Origin of the sequence: Acinetobacter sp. ACIN00229 (assembly GCF_016106645.1) — a bacterium.
GTDB lineage: Bacteria > Pseudomonadota > Gammaproteobacteria > Pseudomonadales > Moraxellaceae > Acinetobacter > Acinetobacter oleivorans.
In genome coordinates, this window is sequence record NZ_JADWOM010000016.1 from 24694 (window position 1) to 47299 (window position 22606).

At 36.5% G+C, this 22606-nt stretch carries 21 protein-coding genes; 15 read left to right on the forward strand and 6 right to left on the reverse strand.

The genetic code is table 11. The features are described from left to right. Positions 1–47: 47 nt before the first annotated feature. From I7H67_RS19785 to I7H67_RS14760, 3 genes are all read left to right on the forward strand, one after another. Entirely contained in the window at positions 48–182 is a 135-nt protein-coding gene (locus I7H67_RS19785) for a hypothetical protein (protein ID WP_262409250.1), read from the forward strand. A gap of 20 nt (positions 183–202) precedes the next feature. After that, positions 203–2371: a phosphocholine-specific phospholipase C gene (locus I7H67_RS14755; RefSeq protein ID WP_198308176.1), complete on the forward strand. Its 2169-nt coding sequence runs from the start codon at positions 203–205 to the stop codon at positions 2369–2371. A gap of 460 nt (positions 2372–2831) precedes the next feature. Continuing rightward, positions 2832–2999, forward strand: coding sequence for a hypothetical protein (locus I7H67_RS14760; protein WP_005049256.1), 168 nt, complete (start codon positions 2832–2834; stop codon positions 2997–2999). Here I7H67_RS14760 and nadC read toward each other — a convergent pair. After that, complete coding sequence (gene nadC / locus I7H67_RS14765) at positions 2996–3841, reverse strand: carboxylating nicotinate-nucleotide diphosphorylase (RefSeq protein ID WP_198308177.1); 846 nt, start codon at positions 3839–3841, stop codon at positions 2996–2998. The genes I7H67_RS14760 and nadC overlap by 4 nt on opposite strands. Positions 3842–4012: 171 nt before the next feature. Here nadC and ampD point away from each other — a divergent pair, with 171 nt between their 5' ends. Together ampD and murJ are read left to right on the forward strand one after the other, a co-directional pair. Continuing rightward, on the forward strand, positions 4013–4582 hold the full coding sequence (ampD, locus tag I7H67_RS14770; RefSeq protein WP_013199271.1) for a 1,6-anhydro-N-acetylmuramyl-L-alanine amidase AmpD: 570 nt from the start codon (positions 4013–4015) through the stop codon (positions 4580–4582). A gap of 72 nt (positions 4583–4654) precedes the next feature. Then, positions 4655–6205, forward strand: a complete 1551-nt coding sequence (murJ, locus tag I7H67_RS14775) for a murein biosynthesis integral membrane protein MurJ (RefSeq protein WP_171056862.1) — start codon at positions 4655–4657, stop codon at positions 6203–6205. 48 nt (positions 6206–6253) lie between these two features. Here murJ and I7H67_RS14780 read toward each other — a convergent pair whose 3' ends face one another. The 5 genes from I7H67_RS14780 to I7H67_RS14800 form a co-directional block, all read right to left on the reverse strand. Further along, positions 6254–6949: an FKBP-type peptidyl-prolyl cis-trans isomerase gene (locus I7H67_RS14780; protein WP_005308951.1), complete on the reverse strand. Its 696-nt coding sequence runs from the start codon at positions 6947–6949 to the stop codon at positions 6254–6256. Between the two features lie 50 nt (positions 6950–6999). After that, entirely contained in the window at positions 7000–7725 is a 726-nt protein-coding gene (locus tag I7H67_RS14785; protein WP_013199269.1) for an FKBP-type peptidyl-prolyl cis-trans isomerase, read from the reverse strand. Between the two features lie 190 nt (positions 7726–7915). After that, positions 7916–10099: a polysaccharide biosynthesis tyrosine autokinase gene (locus tag I7H67_RS14790; RefSeq protein ID WP_013199268.1), complete on the reverse strand. Its 2184-nt coding sequence runs from the start codon at positions 10097–10099 to the stop codon at positions 7916–7918. Between the two features lie 18 nt (positions 10100–10117). Then, on the reverse strand, positions 10118–10546 hold the full coding sequence (locus I7H67_RS14795) for a low molecular weight protein-tyrosine-phosphatase (protein ID WP_013199267.1): 429 nt from the start codon (positions 10544–10546) through the stop codon (positions 10118–10120). Between the two features lie 4 nt (positions 10547–10550). Continuing rightward, entirely contained in the window at positions 10551–11651 is a 1101-nt protein-coding gene (locus I7H67_RS14800) for a polysaccharide biosynthesis/export family protein (protein WP_013199266.1), read from the reverse strand. Positions 11652–12011: 360 nt separating this feature from the next. Between I7H67_RS14800 and tviB the strand changes: the two genes are divergently transcribed. The 10 genes from tviB to I7H67_RS14850 all read left to right on the forward strand — a co-directional run bounded on the left by tviB (position 12012) and on the right by I7H67_RS14850 (position 22601). Then, positions 12012–13307: a Vi polysaccharide biosynthesis UDP-N-acetylglucosamine C-6 dehydrogenase TviB gene (gene tviB, locus I7H67_RS14805; protein ID WP_013199265.1), complete on the forward strand. Its 1296-nt coding sequence runs from the start codon at positions 12012–12014 to the stop codon at positions 13305–13307. Positions 13308–13339: 32 nt separating this feature from the next. Further along, complete coding sequence (locus I7H67_RS14810; RefSeq protein WP_013199264.1) at positions 13340–14290, forward strand: Gfo/Idh/MocA family protein; 951 nt, start codon at positions 13340–13342, stop codon at positions 14288–14290. Beyond that, positions 14287–14865 (forward strand): UDP-2-acetamido-3-amino-2,3-dideoxy-D-glucuronate N-acetyltransferase, encoded by a 579-nt coding sequence (gene wbpD / locus I7H67_RS14815; protein WP_013199263.1) that lies wholly within the window; start codon positions 14287–14289, stop codon positions 14863–14865. Before I7H67_RS14810 ends, wbpD begins: the two co-directional genes overlap by 4 nt. 1 nt (position 14866) lies before the next feature. Next, a complete protein-coding gene (locus tag I7H67_RS14820; protein WP_013199262.1) occupies positions 14867–15955 on the forward strand; it encodes a DegT/DnrJ/EryC1/StrS family aminotransferase in 1089 nt (362 codons plus the stop codon). Further along, positions 15952–16440, forward strand: coding sequence for an acyltransferase (locus tag I7H67_RS14825; protein WP_198308178.1), 489 nt, complete (start codon positions 15952–15954; stop codon positions 16438–16440). Before I7H67_RS14820 ends, I7H67_RS14825 begins: the two co-directional genes overlap by 4 nt. Before the next feature lie 99 nt (positions 16441–16539). Then, positions 16540–17793 carry a glycosyltransferase gene (locus tag I7H67_RS14830; RefSeq protein ID WP_013199260.1) on the forward strand — a complete coding sequence of 418 codons (1254 nt, stop codon included), beginning with the start codon at positions 16540–16542 and terminating at the stop codon, positions 17791–17793. Further along, positions 17780–19180 carry a lipopolysaccharide biosynthesis protein gene (locus I7H67_RS14835; protein WP_013199259.1) on the forward strand — a complete coding sequence of 467 codons (1401 nt, stop codon included), beginning with the start codon at positions 17780–17782 and terminating at the stop codon, positions 19178–19180. Before I7H67_RS14830 ends, I7H67_RS14835 begins: the two co-directional genes overlap by 14 nt. A gap of 93 nt (positions 19181–19273) precedes the next feature. Next, the gene (locus I7H67_RS14840; protein ID WP_198308179.1) at positions 19274–20380 is read left to right on the forward strand and encodes a glycosyltransferase; all 1107 of its coding nucleotides are present in this window, start codon (positions 19274–19276) and stop codon (positions 20378–20380) included. A gap of 20 nt (positions 20381–20400) precedes the next feature. Continuing rightward, positions 20401–21537 carry a non-hydrolyzing UDP-N-acetylglucosamine 2-epimerase gene (gene wecB / locus I7H67_RS14845; RefSeq protein ID WP_013199257.1) on the forward strand — a complete coding sequence of 379 codons (1137 nt, stop codon included), beginning with the start codon at positions 20401–20403 and terminating at the stop codon, positions 21535–21537. Beyond that, on the forward strand, positions 21537–22601 hold the full coding sequence (locus tag I7H67_RS14850; protein WP_013199256.1) for an EpsG family protein: 1065 nt from the start codon (positions 21537–21539) through the stop codon (positions 22599–22601). The genes wecB and I7H67_RS14850 overlap by 1 nt, the downstream gene beginning before the upstream one ends. The last annotated feature ends 5 nt before the right edge of the window (positions 22602–22606 follow it).

The window sequence follows — 22606 nt, forward strand, 5'->3', positions numbered from 1 at the left end:
TTTTCACTTTATTAGTAGTTCGCATTTAAACCGTTTGGAAAAAACCAATGCGAAAACTTTCACTTCTATTAATTACGTCTTTAGCACTTTTGCTCAGTGCTTGTAACGATGATAACGACTCAGATAATTCATCGCCAACAACACCGCCAACCAGCAATTGCAAAATGCACTGTGCACCATAATAAAAATTAAGGATGAAAAAATGAATCGTCGCGAATTTCTTTTAAATTCTACAAAAACTATGTTTGGGACCGCTGCTCTGGCGAGTTTCCCGCTGAGTATTCAAAAAGCGCTGGCTATTGATGCCAAAGTTGAAAGTGGAACTATTCAAGATGTTAAGCACATCGTGATTTTGACTCAGGAAAACCGCTCTTTCGATAATTATTTTGGAACGTTAAAAGGTGTACGTGGTTTTGGTGACCGCTTTACCATTCCAATGACCGAAGGCCGAAAGGTTTGGGAACAATATGATGCTAAGAAAAATAAAATATTGCCTTACCATTTGGATAGCCGCTTAGGAAATGCACAGCGCGTTTCAGGTACGCCTCATTCATGGTCGGATGGTCAAGCCGCTTGGGACAATGGTCGTATGAGTGATTGGGTGGCGCATAAAAAGCCGCAATCGATGGGTTACTACAAAAAACAGGAAGTGGAATATCAGTTTGCTTTAGCCAATGCTTTTACGATTTGTGATGCTTACCACTGCGCCATGCATGCGGGAACTAACCCAAATCGCAAGTTTATTTGGACTGGAACGAATGGCCCTACAGGCGCAGGTGTTGCAAGTGTAGTAAATGAATTTGATGGGATTGGACCATCAACAGAAGGTTATGAATGGACGACTTATCCTGAACGCTTACAGCAGGCTGGCGTGATATGGAAAGTTTATCAAAACATGCCAGATAACTTTACTGATAACCCGCTTGCAGGCTTTAAACAATATCGCCGTGCAAATGAACAATCGGGTCAGCCTGTCAGTAACGACACGCCAACATGCCCAGCATACGATGAAAAAATCGATGCGACTCAACCACTTTATAAAGGTATTGCCAATACCATGCCAGACGGTGGTTTTTTAGGAACTTTTAAAGCTGATATTGCGCAAGGTAAATTGCCGCAAGTGAGTTGGTTAGTCGCTCCTGCAACTTACAGTGAACATCCTGGACCATCTAGTCCTGTGCAGGGGGCGTGGTATATTCAGGAAGTATTAAATGCATTAACTGAAAATCCTGAGTTGTGGAGCCAAACCGTTTTATTGGTGAACTTTGATGAGAATGATGGTTTCTTCGACCATGTTCCTTCACCGAGTGCACCCTTTAAAGATATAAACGGTGTCGTATATGGAAAAACTACATTAAGTGATCAGCAAATATCTTATGAATACTTTAACCATCCAGCAGTAGCGACTTCAAAATCTCAACCCGCTGCAGACGGGCGGGTGTATGGGCCGGGGGTACGCGTTCCTATGTATGTGATTTCACCGTGGAGCCGTGGAGGATGGGTGAATTCACAAGTCTTTGACCATACCTCTATTTTACAATTCTTAGAAAAACGCTTTGGTGTGCAAGAACCGAATATCAGCCCATATCGCCGTGCCGTATGTGGTGACTTAACGACGGCTTTTAACTTCAAAACACCAAACCTCATGCCTATAGCCCAATTAGATGGGAAGAAAACAAAAGCTGAAGCCGATGCGATTCGTGTTGCTCAAGCCTTATTGCCACAAGTTCCTGTTCCGAGTCAGCAACAATTTCCTCAGCAGGAAATGGGAATTCGACCATCGCGCGCTTTACCTTATATTTTGCACACCAGTGCCAAAGTCGATGCAGCACAAAAGACTGTAAAACTGATGTTCTCAAACACAGGCAAACAAGCAGCCGTTTTTCATGTGTATAACCGATTAGATCTTACAGTAGCTCCTCGTCGTTATATGGTTGAGGTGGGTAAACAGCTTGATGACGTATGGACTACTATAAATGGACAGTACGATTTATGGGTACTCGGTCCAAATGGTTTCCACCGCGCGTTTAAAGGTAATTTGATCCAAGCCAATCAAACTCAAGCATTACCAGAAATTAGAGTCTGTGTGGAAGAGTGTGATGCGAATTTGTATTTAAAAGTTCGTCACGATGGTAATAAGTCAGTCAAGCTCACAGTCAAAGCAAATGCTTATCTTCCAAATAAGACGTGGACTATAGAAACGAATAGTTCTGAAAAAGAACTGATTTGGGATATGTCTGAATTTGGTGGTTGGTACGACTTCACTGTGACTTTAGCTGATGATGCTACTTTCAGTCGCCGTTTTGCAGGACGTATTGAAACTCAAGAAGATTCAATTTCTGATCCGTATATGGGTTATGTAGAGTCTTAAGTTGCTCTAATGGATGAATGATTAAGATCAAGTTTTAGGTTAATCATTATTTTAAATTAGCTAGCATGACGGAGTCTTATCGTTTATTTATCCAGTGGAAGTAGCTAATTTGTTACTTTGGTTTCGCCCAAAGTAACCAAATGCATTTGTCATCTACAAAACCTGTTCTCTTTCTGCATATATTTGATTTATTGCAAAAACAATATATTTATAGATTTTGGGCAGGTTGTAGATGACATCTAGCACAAGCTAAATTTGGGAAATATAACTAAAGGATGGCACCTGTGACTGCCATAAATATTAGGTTTGACCATTCTATAAAATTTTTAAAGGTCACATTCTGCTTTATAGATGAATAATAAAAATAAAGACTTACCTTTTGTAACAGAATCTCCTAAGCCTCGTCATATTTATCTTTTACCTTGAAACCCTGATTTTTTTAAAGTAATGGGGAAGATTTATGCTACAAGGTTTTATTGTATTATTAGCAGTAGTTACATTTGTTTTAATGGCTGCTGACCCACGTGATAGTGGAGCACAAGCGACTCAGTCAGCATGGCAAAAAACACAAGCAGCAGACATGACCAAGTCGCAAAAAAATACGAATAACGATGTGGACTTTATTTAAGCATTAAAACGCATTGATAAATCAACAGCTCTAACGTCTTTAGTCAGTACACCCATAGAAATATAGTCAACACCAGTAGTGGCAACTTCGCGCAAGTTTTCAATGGTGATATTGCCTGATGCTTCGAGTTTACAACGGCCTGCAACATGTTTTACAGCATCAATCATTTGCTGTTGACTGAAGTTATCGAGCATAACAATATCTGCACCAGCTTCAAGCGCTTGATTTAGCTCATCCCAAGTTTCAACTTCGACTTCAACAGGTTTACCCGGTGCAATTTCATGTGCTTTTTCAATTGCCTGAGCAATACCACCTGCCGCCATAATATGATTTTCTTTAATTAAGAATGCATCAAATAAACCAAGACGATGGTTCTGTCCGCCACCAATAGCCACAGCATATTTCTGTGCAATACGTAAGCCTGGTAAGGTTTTACGCGTATCGAGAAGTTTTGTCTTTAAACCTTCAAGATGTTGAACATATTCAGCAGTTTTTGTTGCAACAGCAGATAAAGTTTGAATAAAGTTTAAAGCAGGGCGCTCTACAGTAAGTAAGCTACGTGCAGAGCCTGCAAGTTTTAAAAAGGCTTCATTTGCGGCAACACGGTCACCTTCTTGTTTTAACCAAGTTACCTGTACAGTATTGTCATAAGCTGAGATGAGTGCATTTACCCAAGGCTGGCCAGCTAAAACCATATCTTCACGGCTAATAATGGTCGCGGTTGCCTGCTCATCTTCAGGTGTGAGCATCGCGGTAATGTCACCGTCCCCAATATCTTCTTGTAATGCTTGTTGAATATTGATTTGAATTGATTGTTCAAGCAAAGACTGAGGTATGCTCATACGGTTTCCATTTTGTAGATGACCCTAAAACTTGCGATATATTAGCACCGTCGACTTTAAAAATAAGCTGTTTTATGAGATTAATCGCGATAAACAATCGCATTTACTGCTTTGAAAAGTAGATAACTGCTTTAAACTAAAACAATTGGCAAGCAATTTATTGGCATCTCAATGAAGCAAATCACACCGTATGAAGTTATAGATGGACAATTAAAAGGGGCGAGACAAATCCCTTCTCCAAATTTTAACCAGCGGCCGACTGGTACCGAAATTCAAATGATCGTCGTTCATAATATTAGCTTGCCACCGTCTCAATTCGGAGGTGGATATATTGAGCAGTTTTTTCAAAATAAATTAGATTGGTCAGTGCATCCTTATTTCCAGACCATTGAAGGCATGCAAGTTTCTACACATCTGTTAATTTTACGAACAGGTGAAGTCCTACAGTTTGTTAATTTTAATGATCGGGCATGGCATGCAGGACGTTCGAGCTATTTAGCCAAAGTAGAATGCAATGATTATTCAATTGGGATAGAGCTTGAAGGAAGTGATGATTTACCATTTGACGAAGTACAATACGAAGTATTAACCGATGTGGTTAAGGCTATTCGTCAGGCTTATCCCGAAATTAAAAAACATATAGCAGGGCATTCAGACATTGCACCTGGCCGAAAAACTGATCCGGGACCTTATTTTAAATGGCAGCACTTTAGACAACTGTTAGTTCAGAAAAAAAGTTGAGTTCATTCATCATTTCACAACGAAAAGATTTTCTAGTTTCATTACAATAGCGTCTTTCGAATATAGCTGTAGGTGAGTACGATGGCATTGTGGCGATCGACTTTTATTGTCAGTGCAATGACGATGTTGTCACGAGTGTTAGGGCTTGTGCGTGACGTCGTATTGCTCAACGTGTTTGGTGCGGGTAAAGATTTTGATACCTTCGTCGTCGCTTTTCGTATTCCCAACTTTTTTCGACGATTGTTTGCCGAAGGGGCCTTTTCTCAGGCCTTTATTCCAGTATTAACTGAATATAAAACAGGTCGAGCCCACGCTGAAGTACAGATCTTGATTAGTCGAGTATTTGGTTGCTTGCTAACAGTGATGACCTTACTGACTTTTGTGGCTATGGTTTTAGCACCCGCGATCATTTATATGTACGCACCGGGTTTTCATAGTGATCCTGAAAAGTTCGATTTAGCAGTCAGCATGTTCCGCCTGACCATCCCTTATTTATTATTTATGTCACTAACTGCTTTTGCTAGCAGTATTTTAAATAGTTATGGTTCGTTTGCTTCACCAGCTTTTTCACCTGTTTTACTAAATGTCGCGATGATCGCAGGTGCATGGTGGCTTACGCCGTATATGGCTGAACCCATCAAAGCCTTAGGTTGGTCAGTGGTCGTGGCAGGAATATTACAGTTAGCTATACAAATTCCTGAATTGTGGCGTAAAAACCTACTGATTCCACCTAAAGTTGATTTTAAACATGAAGGTGTAGAACGCATTTTAAAATTAATGCTTCCAGCATTGTTTGGGGTATCTGTTACCCAGATTAACCTGTTATTAAATACGATTTGGGCCTCTTTCATGCAAGATGGTTCAGTATCTTGGCTCTATAGTGCAGAACGTATGACTGAGTTGCCGTTAGGTTTAATTGGCGTTGCGATTGGTACAGTGATTTTACCTTCACTTTCTGCCCGTCATGCAGAACAAGATCAAGCAAAGTTCCGCGGTATGATCGACTGGGCTGCAAAAATTATTGTATTAGTTGGCTTACCAGCAAGTATTGCTTTATTTATGCTTTCTACACCAATTATTCAGGCATTATTCCAGCGTGGAGAGTTTGACCTACGTGATACACAAATGACAGCGCTTGCACTGCAATGTATGAGTGCAGGCGTGATTGCGTTTATGCTGATTAAAGTCTTTGCACCTGGTTTTTATGCACAGCAAGATACTAAAACACCAGTACGTGTCGGTTTAATGTCGGTTGCAGCCAATGCTATTTTAAACGTTGTATTTATTGGTTTCTTTAAGCTGATTGATTGGCATGCAGAACATATGGCACTGGCACTGGCATCTTCAGGCTCGGCTTTGGTAAATGCGGGTCTACTCTACTTCTATTTACATAAACGTAATATTTTCCGATTTGATTCGCATTGGAAAAAATTAGGGCTTCAATATGGTTTGGCAAACCTTGCCATGATTGCAGCACTTTGGTTTGCATTAAATTGGTATAACGGCGAGCTTTCACAGTGGTTGCGTATTGCCGAAGTAGTGGGATTGTGTGTTGTTGGCGTAGTTGCTTATCTGGTCGTTTTAATCATTACCGGTTTTCGTCCTAGAGACTTAAAACACTAAAATAAAAAAAGCGATCTTAAATGATCGCTTTTTTTATATCTAATGAATTTATTTTGGTAAAACTTGTAGTAATTCAATATCAAAAATTAAAGTACTATTTGGACCAATCGTGTCACCAGCACCGACTTCACCATAAGCAAGATTGGCAGGAATAAAGAAACGCGTTTTTCCGCCTTCTTTCATGGTTTGTAGACCTTCTGTCCAACCTGCAATGACTTGGCTGAGCTGAAACTCAACTGGATGATTACGAGCAATAGAACTATCAAATACAGTTCCATCTAGTAAACGACCTTCATAATTCACTTTAACGCGAGAGGTAGCTTTCGGTTTTTGTCCATTACCTTCTTTTAAGACTTGGTATTGGAGACCAGATTTAGTCGTTATCACACCAGATTTTTTTGCATTGTCAGCAAGAAATGCCGCGCCTGCTTGAGCGTTTAATTGACCTGTTTTTTGAAATTCGACGAGTTGTTTGGCTTCTAATGTTTTCTTATAGTCATTAATCGCTTTCGCCATTTCTTCATCAGTTAAGCGTGCTGTTTTACTTTGAGCACCTTCTTGGAGACCTTGGTAAAAAATATCAAGATTCAGATCTGTTAGCGCATCCGTATTATTACGACCCATTAAATAGCCATAACTATAACTAAATTGTTCTTTTGCTGGACTTTTATTCGTTATAGGAGTTGCAGCAAAAACAGATAAACTCATTGTTGATGCTGCAATCATTAAACCGATTTTTTTCATGCTGTTTTCCAAAAAAAAAAGAGAGTAGTGTTCTACTCTCCTGAATGTTTTTATTTCACTGAAATAAGCTCTACATCAAAAATCAGTGTACTGTTTGCTGGAATGCCAGGAACTTCCTGAGGACCATAGGCAAGATTTGATGGAATGAAGAAAGTCGCTTTACCGCCTTCTTTCATTAATTGAAGTCCCTCAGTCCAGCCTGGAATAACTTGATTAAGAGGGAACTCAACTGGCTCACCGCGTTTATAAGAACTATCAAAAACCTGACCGTTAACTAAACGACCTTCATAATGTACTTTAACAATTGACTGAGCTGTTGGCTGTTTGCCAGTACCTTCTTTAGTAATGATATATTGCAAGCCAGAAGCTGTTGTTTTTACGCCAGCTTTTGATTTATTTTCTGCAAGGAATTGCACATCTGCAGCTTCAGGAGTAGCACCAGCAGCTTGCTCCGGTTTATTTTGTTGTTGCATTTTTTGCTGTAATTCTTTTTCATAAGCGGCTACAGCAGCTTTTAACTCTTCTTGAGTATAAGCACTTGGCTGCTTGCTGCGAGCATCATGAATGCCTTTCACAAATGCTTTTGTATCTAGCTCAGGTGGAGTTTGCTGAGCAACTTCATATCCAAGAACATAACTGATTTTTTCAATTGGAGAGGCATTTTTATTTGCCTTGCTTCCGACTTCTGTGGTCGGATGTTGGCTTGCATAATATACTGGTACAAGTGCAGCACCGCCTAAAACTACAGCGACAGCAATGGGTAAGGCTTTACTCATAAAAGGTTCCAAAAATAATCATTTGAGTCTAAAAGGCTGCTTTTGATCTTAGCATGCTTAAGCATAGAATGTTTAAGAAAAAAAACGAGTGGTTTTTTATATATTTTAGTTAGTTTTAGTAGGGATATACTTAAAAAAATCTTAAACAAAAAACCGGATCATTTGATCCGGTTCTCTTATCACTTTACGATTAATCTTCTTTTTGTGCTTTGTAAGCATAGGCATAGTTATAACCATAACCGTAGCCTGCGCTAGCACGTTGAATGTCATTGAGAATAAAGCCGTTGACTTTAACACCTGCTTGTTCAAAGCGATTAAGTGTTAATTCAAGCTCTTTCATTTGTGACTTAGCATAACGGGCAACAATTAAGTTCACACCAGTATATTGCGAAATAATAATACCATCGGTTACTGCCAGCACTGGCGGAGTATCAATAATGATATGGTCATATTCACTTTGAACCTTTTCTAGCAAATCTTTAAACTGATTAGAGCTTAAGATTTCTGAAGGGTTTGTTGGGCTCTTACCACGGGTAATTACATCTAAGTTAGTAACTTGAGTTTTGTGGAGAACCTGTTGAAAGGTTGCTTGTCCACTTAATAGTTCAGAAAGACCAGGTTTTACATCGACATCAAAGTATTTATGCATATAACCACGGCGCATATCGGCATCAATCAGTAATACACGTTTGTTACCTTGTGCAAAAATTGTTGCTAAGTTCGTCGAAATAAACGATTTACCTACTTCAGGAGAAGGGCCCGCAATCATGATGATATTATTTTTTGCTGATGTGAGGGCAAAATGAATAGCGGTGCGAATACTACGTAAGCTCTCAATTGCGATATCATCACTATTTTTAACTGCAAGAATTGGAATACTCTTCTTCTTCTTTAAAATCTTAATACGACTTTCTTGAATTGGTGAACGTGGTACCGTTGCATAAACTGGCAAATCCAATTCATTTTCGATTTGTCCAGAATCTTTAATACCTGTACGTAGCATATTACGTAGCAAGGCAATAAGAGCTCCAATAACTCCACCAACAAAAACAGATAAGATAAGAATCAAAAGCTTTTTGGGTTTAATAGGTTGAACAGGTTCAATAGCCGTATCAACAATACGTACATTTCCAATTTCACCCGCTTTGGCAATACGAAGTTGTTGATAAGAGTTTAATAGGGCTGTGTAGAGTTGAGTTTTTACTTCTACTTCACGATATAATTGCAAATATTGGCGTTGTACATCTGGAAGCTGTTTTAAGGTGTTATTTAACTCACCAATTTGTTTATTAATGGCTGCGAGTTGTCCATTAATTTCACGCATCGCAGGGTGTTCAGCAGTATATTTTGCTACCATTTCAGCTTGTTTTTGTTCAAGCTCAGCTTTTTTTGTTTCTAAAGTAATACTCTGAGTTAAATAAAGCTCTGACTCTTTAGTTACATCAACTGTGTTGTATTGCTGGCGAAATTTATTAAATTCACGCTCAGCATCATCAAGCTGTTTTTTTAGATCGGGTAGCTGTTCATCTAAGAATTTTAAGGTTTGAGCCGATTCAGCTGAACGACGTTCAATATTTTGAGCACTATAAGTTGCTAAAATCGCATTTAAAACTTTAGTAATATGTTCTTTATCTTGACCTTGATACGTTAGGCCTAAAACACCTGTTAGTTTTCCTTGCTCTGCTACAGAATAATTTGAGCTAATTGCCCCAACTGCTGCAGGTAAAGATAAATGCTTAATATTATAAGAAGTATCAAATTGATCTTTACTAAAAACAGCAACTTTCCAAGAGCCATGTGGTCCTGTGACTTGATTTAACTGATTAAGTGGTACAGTTAGAATAGTCTGCTCAGTACTAGCATCACTTAAACGCACGGATTGTTTATCAAAATTAAGGATTAAATTCCTATCTAAATAGTAAGCTGGAATTTCAAATTGACGGATTTCAAAACTCTTTAGCCCATCTTTAAATAAAACAGCATCTTTAGTGTATTCAGTTTTATAATCAGTATCACTCAATAGGCGATGAGAAAGAGTATCTTCTGTGCTGGAAACTTGTATATCAAGATGTAAGTTTTTAATTACAGAGCCTAGAACCAAACGGGATTGTAAAATCTCAATCTCCGCTTGGGCCGGTGATTTTTGCTCCATAACATTTGATAGTTCACCTAAAAGAGCGGCAGAAGCCCCTTTACTATCTTCAACCTGAACCAAAGCATCCACCGAATAGGTATCTGGCGTTACGCGTAAATACAGTAAAGCGCATACGAGGCTCAAAATAATGCAGAGCGCAATTAGTTTCCATTGGGCAATTAGTGAAAAAAACAATTCTTTTAAATCAATTGTATCTTCGGTATTTGTAGTTTGGTTCATAAGCTTAAAATCTTGGCGTTAAATATAAGGTTTCCAGTCAGCAATACACTGTTGAATAAGTTGGCAAGTTTCATCAAAAACAGCTTGATCGTGCTGATATGGATCCGGCACGTTTTTGTTCTGCCAATGCCCCAAGCGATAGGTTTTACCTTTTGCAAAGGGCCAAGTTTGCTCAATATGTTTTTGCTGGTTGAGACTCATGACCAAAATAAGGTCAGCTTTTTTAATATGTTCTGCATTTAGCTTTCTTGCGATATGGGGCAACATATCGATACCAAGGCGCTGCATACAAAGTTGCGCTTTATTGTCTGCTTGATGTCCTACGAGTCCTGAAATACCAGCAGACTCAATGTTTAATTGGGGATATTGTGCTTTCAAAAAATACTCTGCCATAGGACTACGGCAGATATTACCAATACAAACCACCAAAATATTTCTAATTTGCATAATATTATTGTCCCAAACGATCTATGTTGTATAAAGCATTTGAGAATGGAATAATCTGATTAACCACACGCTGCCAGCGAGTTAAGCCTGTTGCATCAACATAGACAATATCATTACTACGTAGTCTAAACTGATTAGCTAAACCAAAATCACCAATACTTAACAGATTTAAATGATAAATTTCAGTAGTGTGATCATTTGGATTAGTACGCACTACATAAATCTTGCTTGCACTACCAGAAGCTGGATTAATACCTAAACTTTCACCTAAGGCATCACTTAAAGTCATACCTTGATCACGCATTTGTAATGCTTGACTTTTCCCAGCTTCCCCCATCACATAAATCTTCTGGTTTTCACGAGTGCTGACATAAATGGTATCGTTAGGTTGAACTAGTAGTTTATGTAAGGAATATCCTGCTTTTTCTAAATCAATCGTATTTAAGTTATAGGTTCGGCCATTTCGAATGAGTTGAATATAGGTGTTATCACCCGTCGTAGTTACACCACCTGCTAACCCTAAAGCAGTATAAATACTGACAGGTTGATCACTTAAATAGAATTGTCCTCCTTTCGTCACACTACCTTGTACTGAGAAGCGTTGACCTTCATAAGAGACTACTCGAACTACAACGTCCGGATTCTTTAAAAAGCGAGCAAGTTGACTACGAAGTTCACGGTTTACTTGAGCAAGTGTTTTTCCAGAAGCTTTATATCGACCGACTAGAGGAAATTGAATGTAACCAGTTTGGTCAATTGGATAGCCATTGGCTTGAATGGATTGCTCGTTACTAATCCCATTAATAGGAGGCGTAATTTCAGGGTAGGCCCATAGTTGAATAGAGAGGACATCTCCTGGACTCAAGCGATAAATAGATTGCTGAGTTTTAAATAAACTTGAATAGTCGCGTTGATAGTCAATTTGAGCAGGTTGAATTGCTGGTATTGTTTCTTGAGAAATTTTAACCACATTAACTGTAGTGCCGAGATCTGTTTTATAAACCCCTTCACTTGGAATATCGTAAGTTTGTAAACCAGAAGTAACCGCGCAGCTGGCAGCACTCAAACTTAAGGCAAGAATAGAAAAAAACTGGCAATACTTCACACGCAACCCTTTGTGTATTTATCTTTAATTGATATCGTCCACTGCATAGTAACAAGTATCTATTAAACGCAGGATGAACAGATTCTAGCTGAAAAGAAATGAAAAAACACCGAAAAATAGTAGTGCTTTGTATGTTTAGTTTATCCAATTAGCAATTTCTATTTTTGTGTGGACTATACCGAATACTAGAATTATTTCGAATAAATTGATTTAAACTACTCCCTATAGGCTGTAAACACTTTTATACAATTGCATTACGGAGAATAAAAAAAAACTGCTATAGTTACGCTCGACTATATCCAGTTAACATGCAACATATATTTAATAGATACAATCTTGTAAGGAAAAAGGCTAACTTTTATGCAACTTGCCGATTTAAGAATAGCGATTATAGGTTTAGGATATGTAGGCTTGCCATTGGCAGTTGAGTTTGGGAAAAAAGGGCCAGTAGTTGGATTTGATATTAATCAAAATCGTATTAATGAACTAAAGAGTGGTCAAGACCATACGCTGGAAGTTACACCAGAAGAACTTCAAAAAGCAGAAAAATTAAGTTTTAGTGCAAATCTAGCGGATTTAGAAGAAAGTAATTTTTTTATTGTAACTGTTCCAACCCCCGTAGATCAGGTGAACCGTCCTGATTTAACTCCTTTAAAAAAAGCAAGTGAAACTGTAGGACAAGCTTTAAAGAAAGGCGATATTGTAGTTTATGAATCTACAGTATATCCAGGGGCTACAGAAGAAGTCTGTATCCCAATATTAGAAAAGATATCTGGTCTTAAATTTAACCAAGATTTCTTTGCGGGTTATAGCCCTGAACGAATTAATCCTGGAGATAAAGTTAATACCCTAACTAAAATCAAAAAGATTACAAGTGGCAGTACGCCAGAAGTGGCTAATGTTGTGGATGCTGTTTATGCAAGTATTATTACTGCTGGTACTCATAAAGCATCTAGCATTAAAGTTGCTGAGGCAGCAAAAGTTATTGAAAACACCCAACGTGATTTAAATATTGCTTTAGTGAATGAACTGTCTGTAATTTTTGATCGTATTGGTATCGACACTTTAGATGTATTGGAAGCAGCAGGTAGTAAATGGAATTTTTTACCATTCCGTCCTGGTTTGGTAGGTGGACACTGTATTGGTGTTGACCCTTATTATTTGACTCATAAAGCAGAAGAAGTGGGTTACCATCCCCAAGTAATTCTTGCAGGCCGCCGTATTAATGACAACATGGCACGTTATGTGGCGCGTAACACGATTAAGCTTATGCTTCAAAATGGTATTGATGTACCGCGTGCAAAAGTTGGTGTACTCGGAGTAACTTTTAAAGAAAACTGCCCTGATATCCGCAATAGTAAAGTGGCTGATCTTATTAAAGAATTAGAATTCTGGGGAGCGCAGGTTGTAGTGGCAGACCCGTGGGCAGATGCAGATGAAGTTAGACATGAATATGGTGTAGAGCTTGGAACAGTTGATGCTCAAAACCCTGTAGATAGCGTCATTGTTGCGGTAGGTCATAATGAATTCCGCTCACTTTCTGCAAATGAGCTGCGCAGTTATGTGAAGAGTGAAAAACCGGTATTGGCTGATGTGAAGAGTCTGTTTGACCGCATAGAAATGTCAGATGCAGGTTTCACCGTATTCCGTCTCTAATTTTATCTTATTATTAAATTGAAGTTTTGATCATGAAAAAATTTGCACTTATTGGTGCTGCTGGTTATATCGCACCACGTCATTTAAAAGCCATTAAAGAAACTGGTAATACCTTAGCGGTTGCTATGGACGTAAATGACTCAGTCGGGATTATGGATAGCCATTTTCCCGAAGCAGAGTTTTTTACCGAGTTTGAAGAATTTGAAGCTTATGTAGAAGACCAAAAACTAAAAGGTGAAAAGCTAGATTATGTGGCGATCTGCTCACCGAACTATCTTCATGCACCGCATATGAAATATGCTTTGAAAAATGGTATTGAGGTCATTTGCGAAAAACCATTAGTGCTTAATTCAGAAGACTTAAACATGCTTTCTGAATATGAAAAGCAATATGGTGCTAAAGTAAACTCAATTTTACAATTACGTTTACATCCTTCAATTATTGCACTACGCGATAAAGTTCAAGCTGCACCAGCCGATAAGATATTTGATGTTGATCTTACTTATTTAACTTCTCGTGGTAAATGGTATCTAAAATCATGGAAAGGGGTAGACAATAAATCAGGTGGTGTAGCAACTAATATTGGTGTGCATTTCTACGATATGCTGCATTTTATTTTTGGCAAAATTATTAAAAATGAAGTGCATTTCCGCGATGAAAAAACCGCTTCAGGTTATTTGGAATATGAGCGTGCACGTGTACGTTGGTTCTTATCAATTGATGCGAATAACCTTCCAGAAAACGCGGTACAAGGTGAAAAGCTGACGTATCGTAGTATTACTATTGAGAATGAAGAGCTAGAATTTTCAGGTGGTTTTACCGATTTGCATACACAAAGTTATCAGCGTGTATTGGAAGGCAAAGGTTACGGTGTTGAAGAAAATCGTGCAGCGATTGAGACAGTTGAAGTAATTCGTGTTTCTCCAATTGTTGAAAACCCAGAAAACCCACATCCACTATTGGCAAAGGTGAAAAAAGCATGAGCTTTTATCAACATGAAACTGCCATAGTAGATGATGGCGCACAAATTGGTGATGATTCGCGTGTTTGGCATTTTGTTCATGTCTGCGGCGGAGCCAAAATTGGTAAAGGTGTATCTTTAGGTCAAAATGTATTTGTTGGTAACCGAGTTGTGATTGGCGACCACTGTAAAGTCCAAAATAATGTATCCGTTTACGATAATGTATTTTTGGAAGAGGGCGTATTTTGTGGCCCAAGCATGGTCTTTACGAATGTGTATAATCCGCGCTCTTTGATAGAGCGTAAAGATCAATATCTTGACACTTTAGTAAAAAAAGGTGCCACGCTAGGGGCAAACTGTACGATTGTTTGTGGTGTTACTATAGGGGCTTATGCTTTTGTTGGTGCTGGTGCTGTAGTTAATAAAGATGTACCTGCGTATGCACTTATGGTAGGTGTACCTGCTAAACAAATTGGCTGGATGAGTGAGTTTGGTGAGCAAATTGATTTGCCTTTGCAGGGACAAGCCCAAGCTATCTGTTCTCATACTGGAGCAGTTTATCAACTCGATGGAACGACACTGACAAAGCAGGGTTAATATGATTGACTTTATTGATTTAAAAGCACAACAAAATCGAATTAAAGATAAAATTGATGTGGGTATTCAAAATGTTTTGACTCATGGTCAATATATTTTAGGTCCAGAAGTAACTGAATTGGAAGAAAAGCTAGCTGCCTATGTGGGGGCTAAGCACTGTATTACTTGCGCAAATGGTACAGATGCCTTGCAAATTGCACAAATGGCTTTTGGCATTGGACCTGGTGATGAAGTGATTACTCCGGGTTTTACTTATATTGCTACTGCTGAAACAGTTGCACTCTTAGGTGCAAAGCCTGTCTATGTGGATGTAAATCCGAAGACATATAATTTAGACGTTGAAAAACTAGAGGTAGCAATTACCCCTAGGACTAAGGCTATTATTCCTGTAAGTTTATATGGTCAGTGTGCAGACTTTGATGCAATCAATGCGATTGCTGCAAAATATGGCATTCCTGTAATTGAGGATGCTGCGCAAAGTTTTGGTGCAACCTATAAAGGCCGTAAAAGCTGTAATCTAAGTACAGTTGCTTGTACGAGCTTCTTCCCAAGTAAGCCATTAGGTTGCTATGGAGACGGTGGTGCTATTTTTACCAATGATGATGAACTAGCTAAAGTGATTCGTCAGATTGCAAGACATGGTCAAGATAAGCGTTACCACCATATTCGTGTGGGTGTGAACAGTCGTTTAGATACCTTACAAGCAGCTATTTTGTTACCAAAATTAGAAATTTTGGATGATGAAATGCAAGCACGTCAAAAAGTAGCTGAAATTTATAATCAGTTATTTAATCAGGCTGGTATTCATACTACACCATATCTTGAGTCACACAATACTAGTGCATGGGCACAATATACCATTCAGGTTGATAACCGTGCAGAAGTGCAAGAGAAATTAAAAGCTCAAGGTATTCCAACAGCTGTGCATTATCCAATTCCACTTAATAAGCAACCTGCTGTAGCGGATAGTGAAATTCATCTCCCTATTGGAGATGCGATTGCGGAAAAAGTGATGAGTTTGCCTATGCATCCTTATTTGAGTGAGCAAGAGCAAAAAATTATAGTAAAAAGTTTAAAGGGTACATTATGAGTACTTTAATAGCGCGTCTAATTGTAAAAATTATTACATGGGCTCAGTATAAAACACATCAATATAGAATTTCAAAATTTACTGGTGTATCCAAAAAAGCAACTATTGGTATAAATTGTATTCTTAATATATCGCCGAAAAATTTATTTATAGGTGATTATACTTATTTAAATCAGGCTCATTTATCTTCAGGAGAAAATTCAACAGTTACTATTGGGCAAGGTTGTGCAATTGGATATAATGTTTCTATTAAAGCTATTACTCACTCAAAAGAAAAACCAACTACAAATATAGATGGAAATAGTCAACATATTGAGAAAAATATTAAAATCGGAAATGACTGTTGGATTGGGGATAATGTTTTTATCCGTGAAGGAGTAAATTTAGGTAATAATGTTATCGTTGGAGCCAATTCTGTAGTAACGAAATCCTTTGGCGATAATTTAATTATAGCAGGGGTTCCGGCAAAAATTATTTCTAATTGATTCCCATATAAAAGGGTTCGTAAAAGAATTCAGTGAATCCTTTTATATAAAAAACTAGATTAAATTTTATTGTTTTTGCATATTCAACGGTAATATCGAATGACAAGTTTAGTAATATTGACAGTGAACTTTCCGTATGAGGGAGGAGAGCAATTTATAGAGTCGGAGATTTCTTATTGGGATAGTACAAAATTCGAAAAAGTATTAATATATCCAAGTAATAGACAAGGTTTAAAGCGTTTATATCCTAAAAGTATTAGTATTTTGAATGGACTTTCCCCTAATGTCAGTAAATTAGAGAAGCTATACTTTGCTTCATTAGGTTTTTTCTCTAGAATTTTTTGGAAAGAACTCAAATACCTTTTTTCTTCAAAGAAAATTAATTTTACTAACATATATTATGCTTTAGCTAAAGTTTCAGGTACATTAAAATATAGTAGGTATCTTAAGGAAAGTATTAAAGATATTGATGGTAAAATTATAATTTATTCTTACTGGAATGATGTTTCTTATTACGCTGCTTGTTGTTTAAAACGTAAAGGTATTGTTAGTAAAGTTATATCTAGAGCACATGGATTCGATGTCTATGAGGAGCGTAATCTTAATAATTATATGCCATTAAAAAGACAATTTAGGCATGATGTGGATAGAGTGTTCTTATTGTCAGATCGTGCTCTTAATTATTATAAAGATAAATATAGTTACCCATTGAATAGGCTGGCAGTGGCGAGATTGGGTGTTGTTTTGCCTATAAAGGATTATGAATATACTAATATCTATAATGAGTTAAATATTTTATCATTATCATATTGTGTGTCGTTAAAAAGAATTGATAAGATTATGGATGCTATAAATAATTTTTCAATTAAACATAATATAAAAGTTAAGTGGACGCATATAGGTGCGGGCGATTTATTTGATGAATTAAAACAGCGAGCATTAAATATAGTCAGAGAAAATGGAAATCTAAAAGCTGATTTTTTAGGTCAATTAAGTAATAGAGAAGTACATAGTTGGTTACTTGAAAATAATATTAATGTTTTTATTAATGCTAGCGAATCTGAAGGAGTGCCAGTTTCAATTATGGAAGCTATGAGTTATGGAATTCCAACTATAGCACCTAATATTGGTGGTATTTCCGATTTGGTTAATGAACAGAATGGCTTTTTAATGTCATCAAAGGCAGATATTTTAGAAATAATAACTGGTTTAGAAACTATTTTATTTTCAAAGGATATTACTTCATATAGAGAGAATGCACGTAAAACAGTTGAAGATAGGTTTAATTCAGAGAAGAATTATCATGAATTTGTTCATATCATTGAAGAATTGGCTTTAAATGAACAAATCTAAGATTTTAGCATACGCTATTGGGCCAATCGGTTCAGGACTCATCGGTTTAATAACTTTACCAATGATTACATGGTTTTATTCTGTTGAAGATGTTGGCCGTATTTCAATGCTCCAAGTCTGTACTAGTTTTTTTATATTACTATTTTGTTTAGGACTCGATCAGGCTTATGTACGTGAGTATCATGAATTAGATAATAAATTTTTATTATTTAAAGTTGTAATGTGGCCAGGCTTATTACTTGGTTCTATATCGCTTTTAGCCATAACTTTATATGATACATCTATTGTATCTAAATTATTGTATGGCATACCAAGTATATATTTAAGTATATTAAGTATTATTTGTTTTCTTGTCGCTTTAATAGCACGTTTTCTATCTCTTATTTTACGAATGCAAGAAAAGGCTCTAGCTTTTTCTATGAGCCAGTTATTACCTAAAATACTATTTTTGGTATTTGTGCTTAGTGTCGTCTGGTTTAATTTTGATAAAAATAGTTATACGCTTTTGACAGCAAATGCTTTGTCATTAATGGCTGCTTTTTTTGTATATGTATGGAATACGCGACAAGAATGGTTGCCGGCAATAAAAGTTAAATTTGATTGGCAACAGTTTAAAGTAAGTTTAGCTTTTGGATTACCACTAGTTGTAGGTGGCCTAGCATCTTGGGGCTTAAATGTAATGGACAGACTATTTTTACGTAGTATGTCAACTTATGCGGAGTTGGGTGTCTATTCTGTTGCAATGAGTATTGCTGCTGTTGCAACACTTATTTCAAGTATTTTTAATACCATTTGGTCACCAATGGTTTTTAAATGGATTAGTGAAGGAAATGTCGATTATAAGAAAATTGACGATATTTCAGAATATGTTCTCGCTGCAATCTATTTTGTCGTTGTTCTTGCAGGTATGTTTTCATGGATATTACCATTTTTATTACCTAAGACTTATGTAGAAATTCAATTTTTAATGTGTATTTGCTTGTTGGGGCCGTTATTCTTTACCTTATCGGAAACAACAGCGATAGGGATCACGATTGCGCGTAAGACAAAATTCTCTATGCTAGCTTCTATTTTGGCGATGTTAGTGAGTTTAGTAAGTAATTATATTTTAGTACCTTTGTATGGTGCTAGTGGGGCTGCTATATCGACGGCTCTGGCTTTTTGGTGTTTCTATCTATTTAGAACTGAACTTTCTAAAAAAGTTTGGAGAGATTTCGTTACCAAGAAAGCCTATGTTGTTACAGCTTTGTTGATAGTTTTGTCTATAATCAATATTTTTGCTCCATTTGAGATTTATGTGCGAATAGGGATGTGGCTTTTCGCATTATTCTTTGGTTTTTATTTATTTAAAAACATAAAGTTAAAATCTTTATTGCAGTTAGGTTAATTTTGAAGTTCTAGTGGTTCTGTTAGAGAGCGGTGTTATGAAAATTCTGACTGTATTAGGTGCCAGACGTCAGTTTATTAAGGCTTTTGTGCTATGAAAAAGTTACTAATTGTTGGATTACCTTTTTTTCCGCATAAATATCAGTATTTATTAGATTCATATAAAGATATAGGCGTTAATGCTAAGGTATTATTAAATGCCGAAAGAAATAATAATGATTCCTCTATTAATGAAGAGTTTTATTATGCAGGAACAAATAAACTTAAACGAGTATATACTTATTTAACTGTATTATATAAGTTTCGTCCGAAAAATATTGATTGTTATGATTATTCTATATTGTCAATCTTTTATATATTAGTTGCTAGATTGCTAGGCATTAATGTTAGATTTTGGCTTATTGGTGGGGAGCTTGTTGGCGACAAACAAGATGCAAATAATAATTCTTTATTTTTGCACCTTATTATTAATGCGAAGATGCATTTGTCAAGGCTTTGCTTGGTATTCACAAATACTATTTATGCAAAAGAACACCATCATATAAGAACAATAAAAGATATAAACCCTAAATTGTTGGATAAAATTGAAAAAATATATAACTGTGTTCCGGTCTTAGAAATTAATCCTGCCCTAGCTAATAAAGAAAGAAAAACTTTTATATATGCTAATGCTGTAATTGAGGGTAGACATGTTATGTCTTTGGTACAGGCTTTGGCTGATTTAAGGGATAATCATGTTGACTATTCGGCGGCCATATATGGATTTAATTCCATTTCAAATAATGTTTATGCTCCACGAGGTACCCCATATTCTGAAAAAACATTGAAATTATATAATGAGTTAAAATTAAATGATTTTGTTGATGTTTATGGGTTTGTTAAAAATATTAAAGATATAATGAAAGATTATAAATTTTTTATTTTACCTGCAGATGTAATATTAGCTAATTATGCCTTGCTTGAAGCAATGTCTTTTGGTCTTGTACCAATTATTTATCCAGGTGATGGTTATGAAGTTATAATAGAAGACGGTGTGAATGGTATTGTCGCTACGGATTTTGATTTAGCTAAAGCTATGATGCGTGCACTATCCCTTTCTCAAACTGAGTATGTAAAGATGTCTGATGCTGCTCATCTTAAGATTAAAAAAGACTTCTCACTTGATTTATGGAAAGAAAAACTTTCTAAACATCTATATTAGTTATTGAGCTTTGATACATTATGAAGATTCTATCAGTATTTGGTACCCGTCCAGAAGCTATTAAAATGGCTCCGTTAGTTAAAGCATTAGCTGCAGATGATTATTTTGAATCTCGAGTTGCTGTAACTGCCCAGCACCGAGAAATGCTTGATCAAGTTTTAAAGTTGTTTGAAATTCAACCTGATTATGATTTAAATTTAATGAGAGCTGGACAAGATTTATATGATGTTACAGCGGGTGCTTTGCTAGGTCTTCGCGATGTTCTTAAAGATTTTCGCCCAGACTTGATTTTAGTACATGGAGATACAACAACTACTCTATCAGCATCCTTAGCTGCTTTTTATCAGCAAATTCCAGTTGGACATGTAGAAGCTGGTTTACGTACAGGCAATATGTATTCACCATGGCCAGAAGAGGCAAATCGTGTATTAACGGGACGACTAGCTGCACTTCATTTTGCTCCTACAGAGCGAAATCAAAAAGCTTTATTACATGAAGATATATCTTTAGAAAAAATTAAAATTACAGGAAATACTGTAATAGATGCTTTGCAGTGGGTAGTAAAGAAAATAGAAAACTCTAGTGAAATGAAGATCTCTATTCGTTCAATTCTTGAACAAGCAGGTCTAAAAGATACAATTATAGATAAACGCTATGTTCTAATTACTGGTCATCGTCGAGAAAATTTCGGAGAAGGATTCGAGAATATTTGTAAAGCTTTATCTTCACTTGCTAAGGTGAACCCTGAAACTCATTTTATTTATCCAGTTCATCTTAATCCGAATGTACAAGAACCTGTGAAGCGATTGTTAGGTGGTTTGAATAATGTTCATCTCATTGCTCCATTAAGCTATGAGCCTTTTGTTTATCTGATGCAGCATGCTTATTTAGTACTTACAGATAGTGGGGGAGTACAAGAAGAAGCACCAGGACTTGGTAAGCCAGTTTTAGTTATGCGTGATACAACAGAGCGTCCAGAGGCTGTCGATGCTGGTACAGTAAAATTGGTGGGAACACACTATGAGGCCATTACCTTGGCTGTCCAAGAATTATTAGATGATCCTAAAATTTATCAGCAAATGTCTCGTGCAAATAATCCATATGGAGATGGCTTTGCGAGTCAGAGAATAATTGATTTTATTAAGGAAAATTTTTAATGGTACCTTATTTTACCTTATTATTTGCCATCATGTTTGGTACCCTATTTGATGGTAAAAAAATAGATAAAATTTTCTTCTTTATTTTAAGCTTATGGATGTTGATATTCTCTGCTTTTAGGGTAGGAGGAACTGGTACTGGTGACTATGATGCTTATTTACGGTTATATTCAGCAACGGATACTTTTGAAAAGGTAATAGATCCTGAGATACATGCAGAAATCGGCTTTCGACTACTTTCTTTTTTAGGTCATTCTTTGGGTCTTGGTGAGCAATATATTATTGTCGCCATGGCTACTTTAGCATTAATTCCAGTTACATATATAATTTACAAATATTCACCTTATAAAATATTATCTTTATTAATTTGGATGCCATACTTTTTAGCAATGAATATGCAAACAAGTCGTACTTCTGTTGCAGCGGCTTTTGGCTTGCTTTTTATGATTCTTTATTATAAAAAAAGATGGCTTGCAGCATTATTGGCTTTGGTGATTGCCGCTTCATTTCACTCTTCAGCTTTAATATTGGTTTTAGTATTTTTAGCTAGAGTGAGTTTGAAAAAATTATTTTATGCCACAATTATTGCTTTTGCAATGTTAGTCTTTGTTTCTCCCTTTCAAATTTTGCTAAAAATATTCGAAATTTTACATTTAACTAGATTGTCAGATTTTCTATTAAGTTATCTTGCTTCAGATGATTATGGATATCCTATGGCAATATATGACCCTCGTATTATATTAGCTATGGGAGTGGTCTTTTTGATCTTTAAGTGTCAACAGCATATTCCTAAATATTTTGATATGTATTATTGCAAATTATATATAATTGGTGCTTTGCTGATGGTTATTTTTTCACACGTTGTAATTATGGCTTGGCGTGTTAGTTATTTATTTTTGCTTATAAGTGTAGTTACTATTCCATGGTTGGCTAAAGTATACAACCTTTTAATAGAGAAAAATATGGGATCAAAAAGGGTAATGTCTTCGGTGTTTATTTTTCTCTATTTTTTATATACTGCATCTTTAATTTTAAAAGCTCAACCTTATGCATTTTTTTGGTAGAAAAT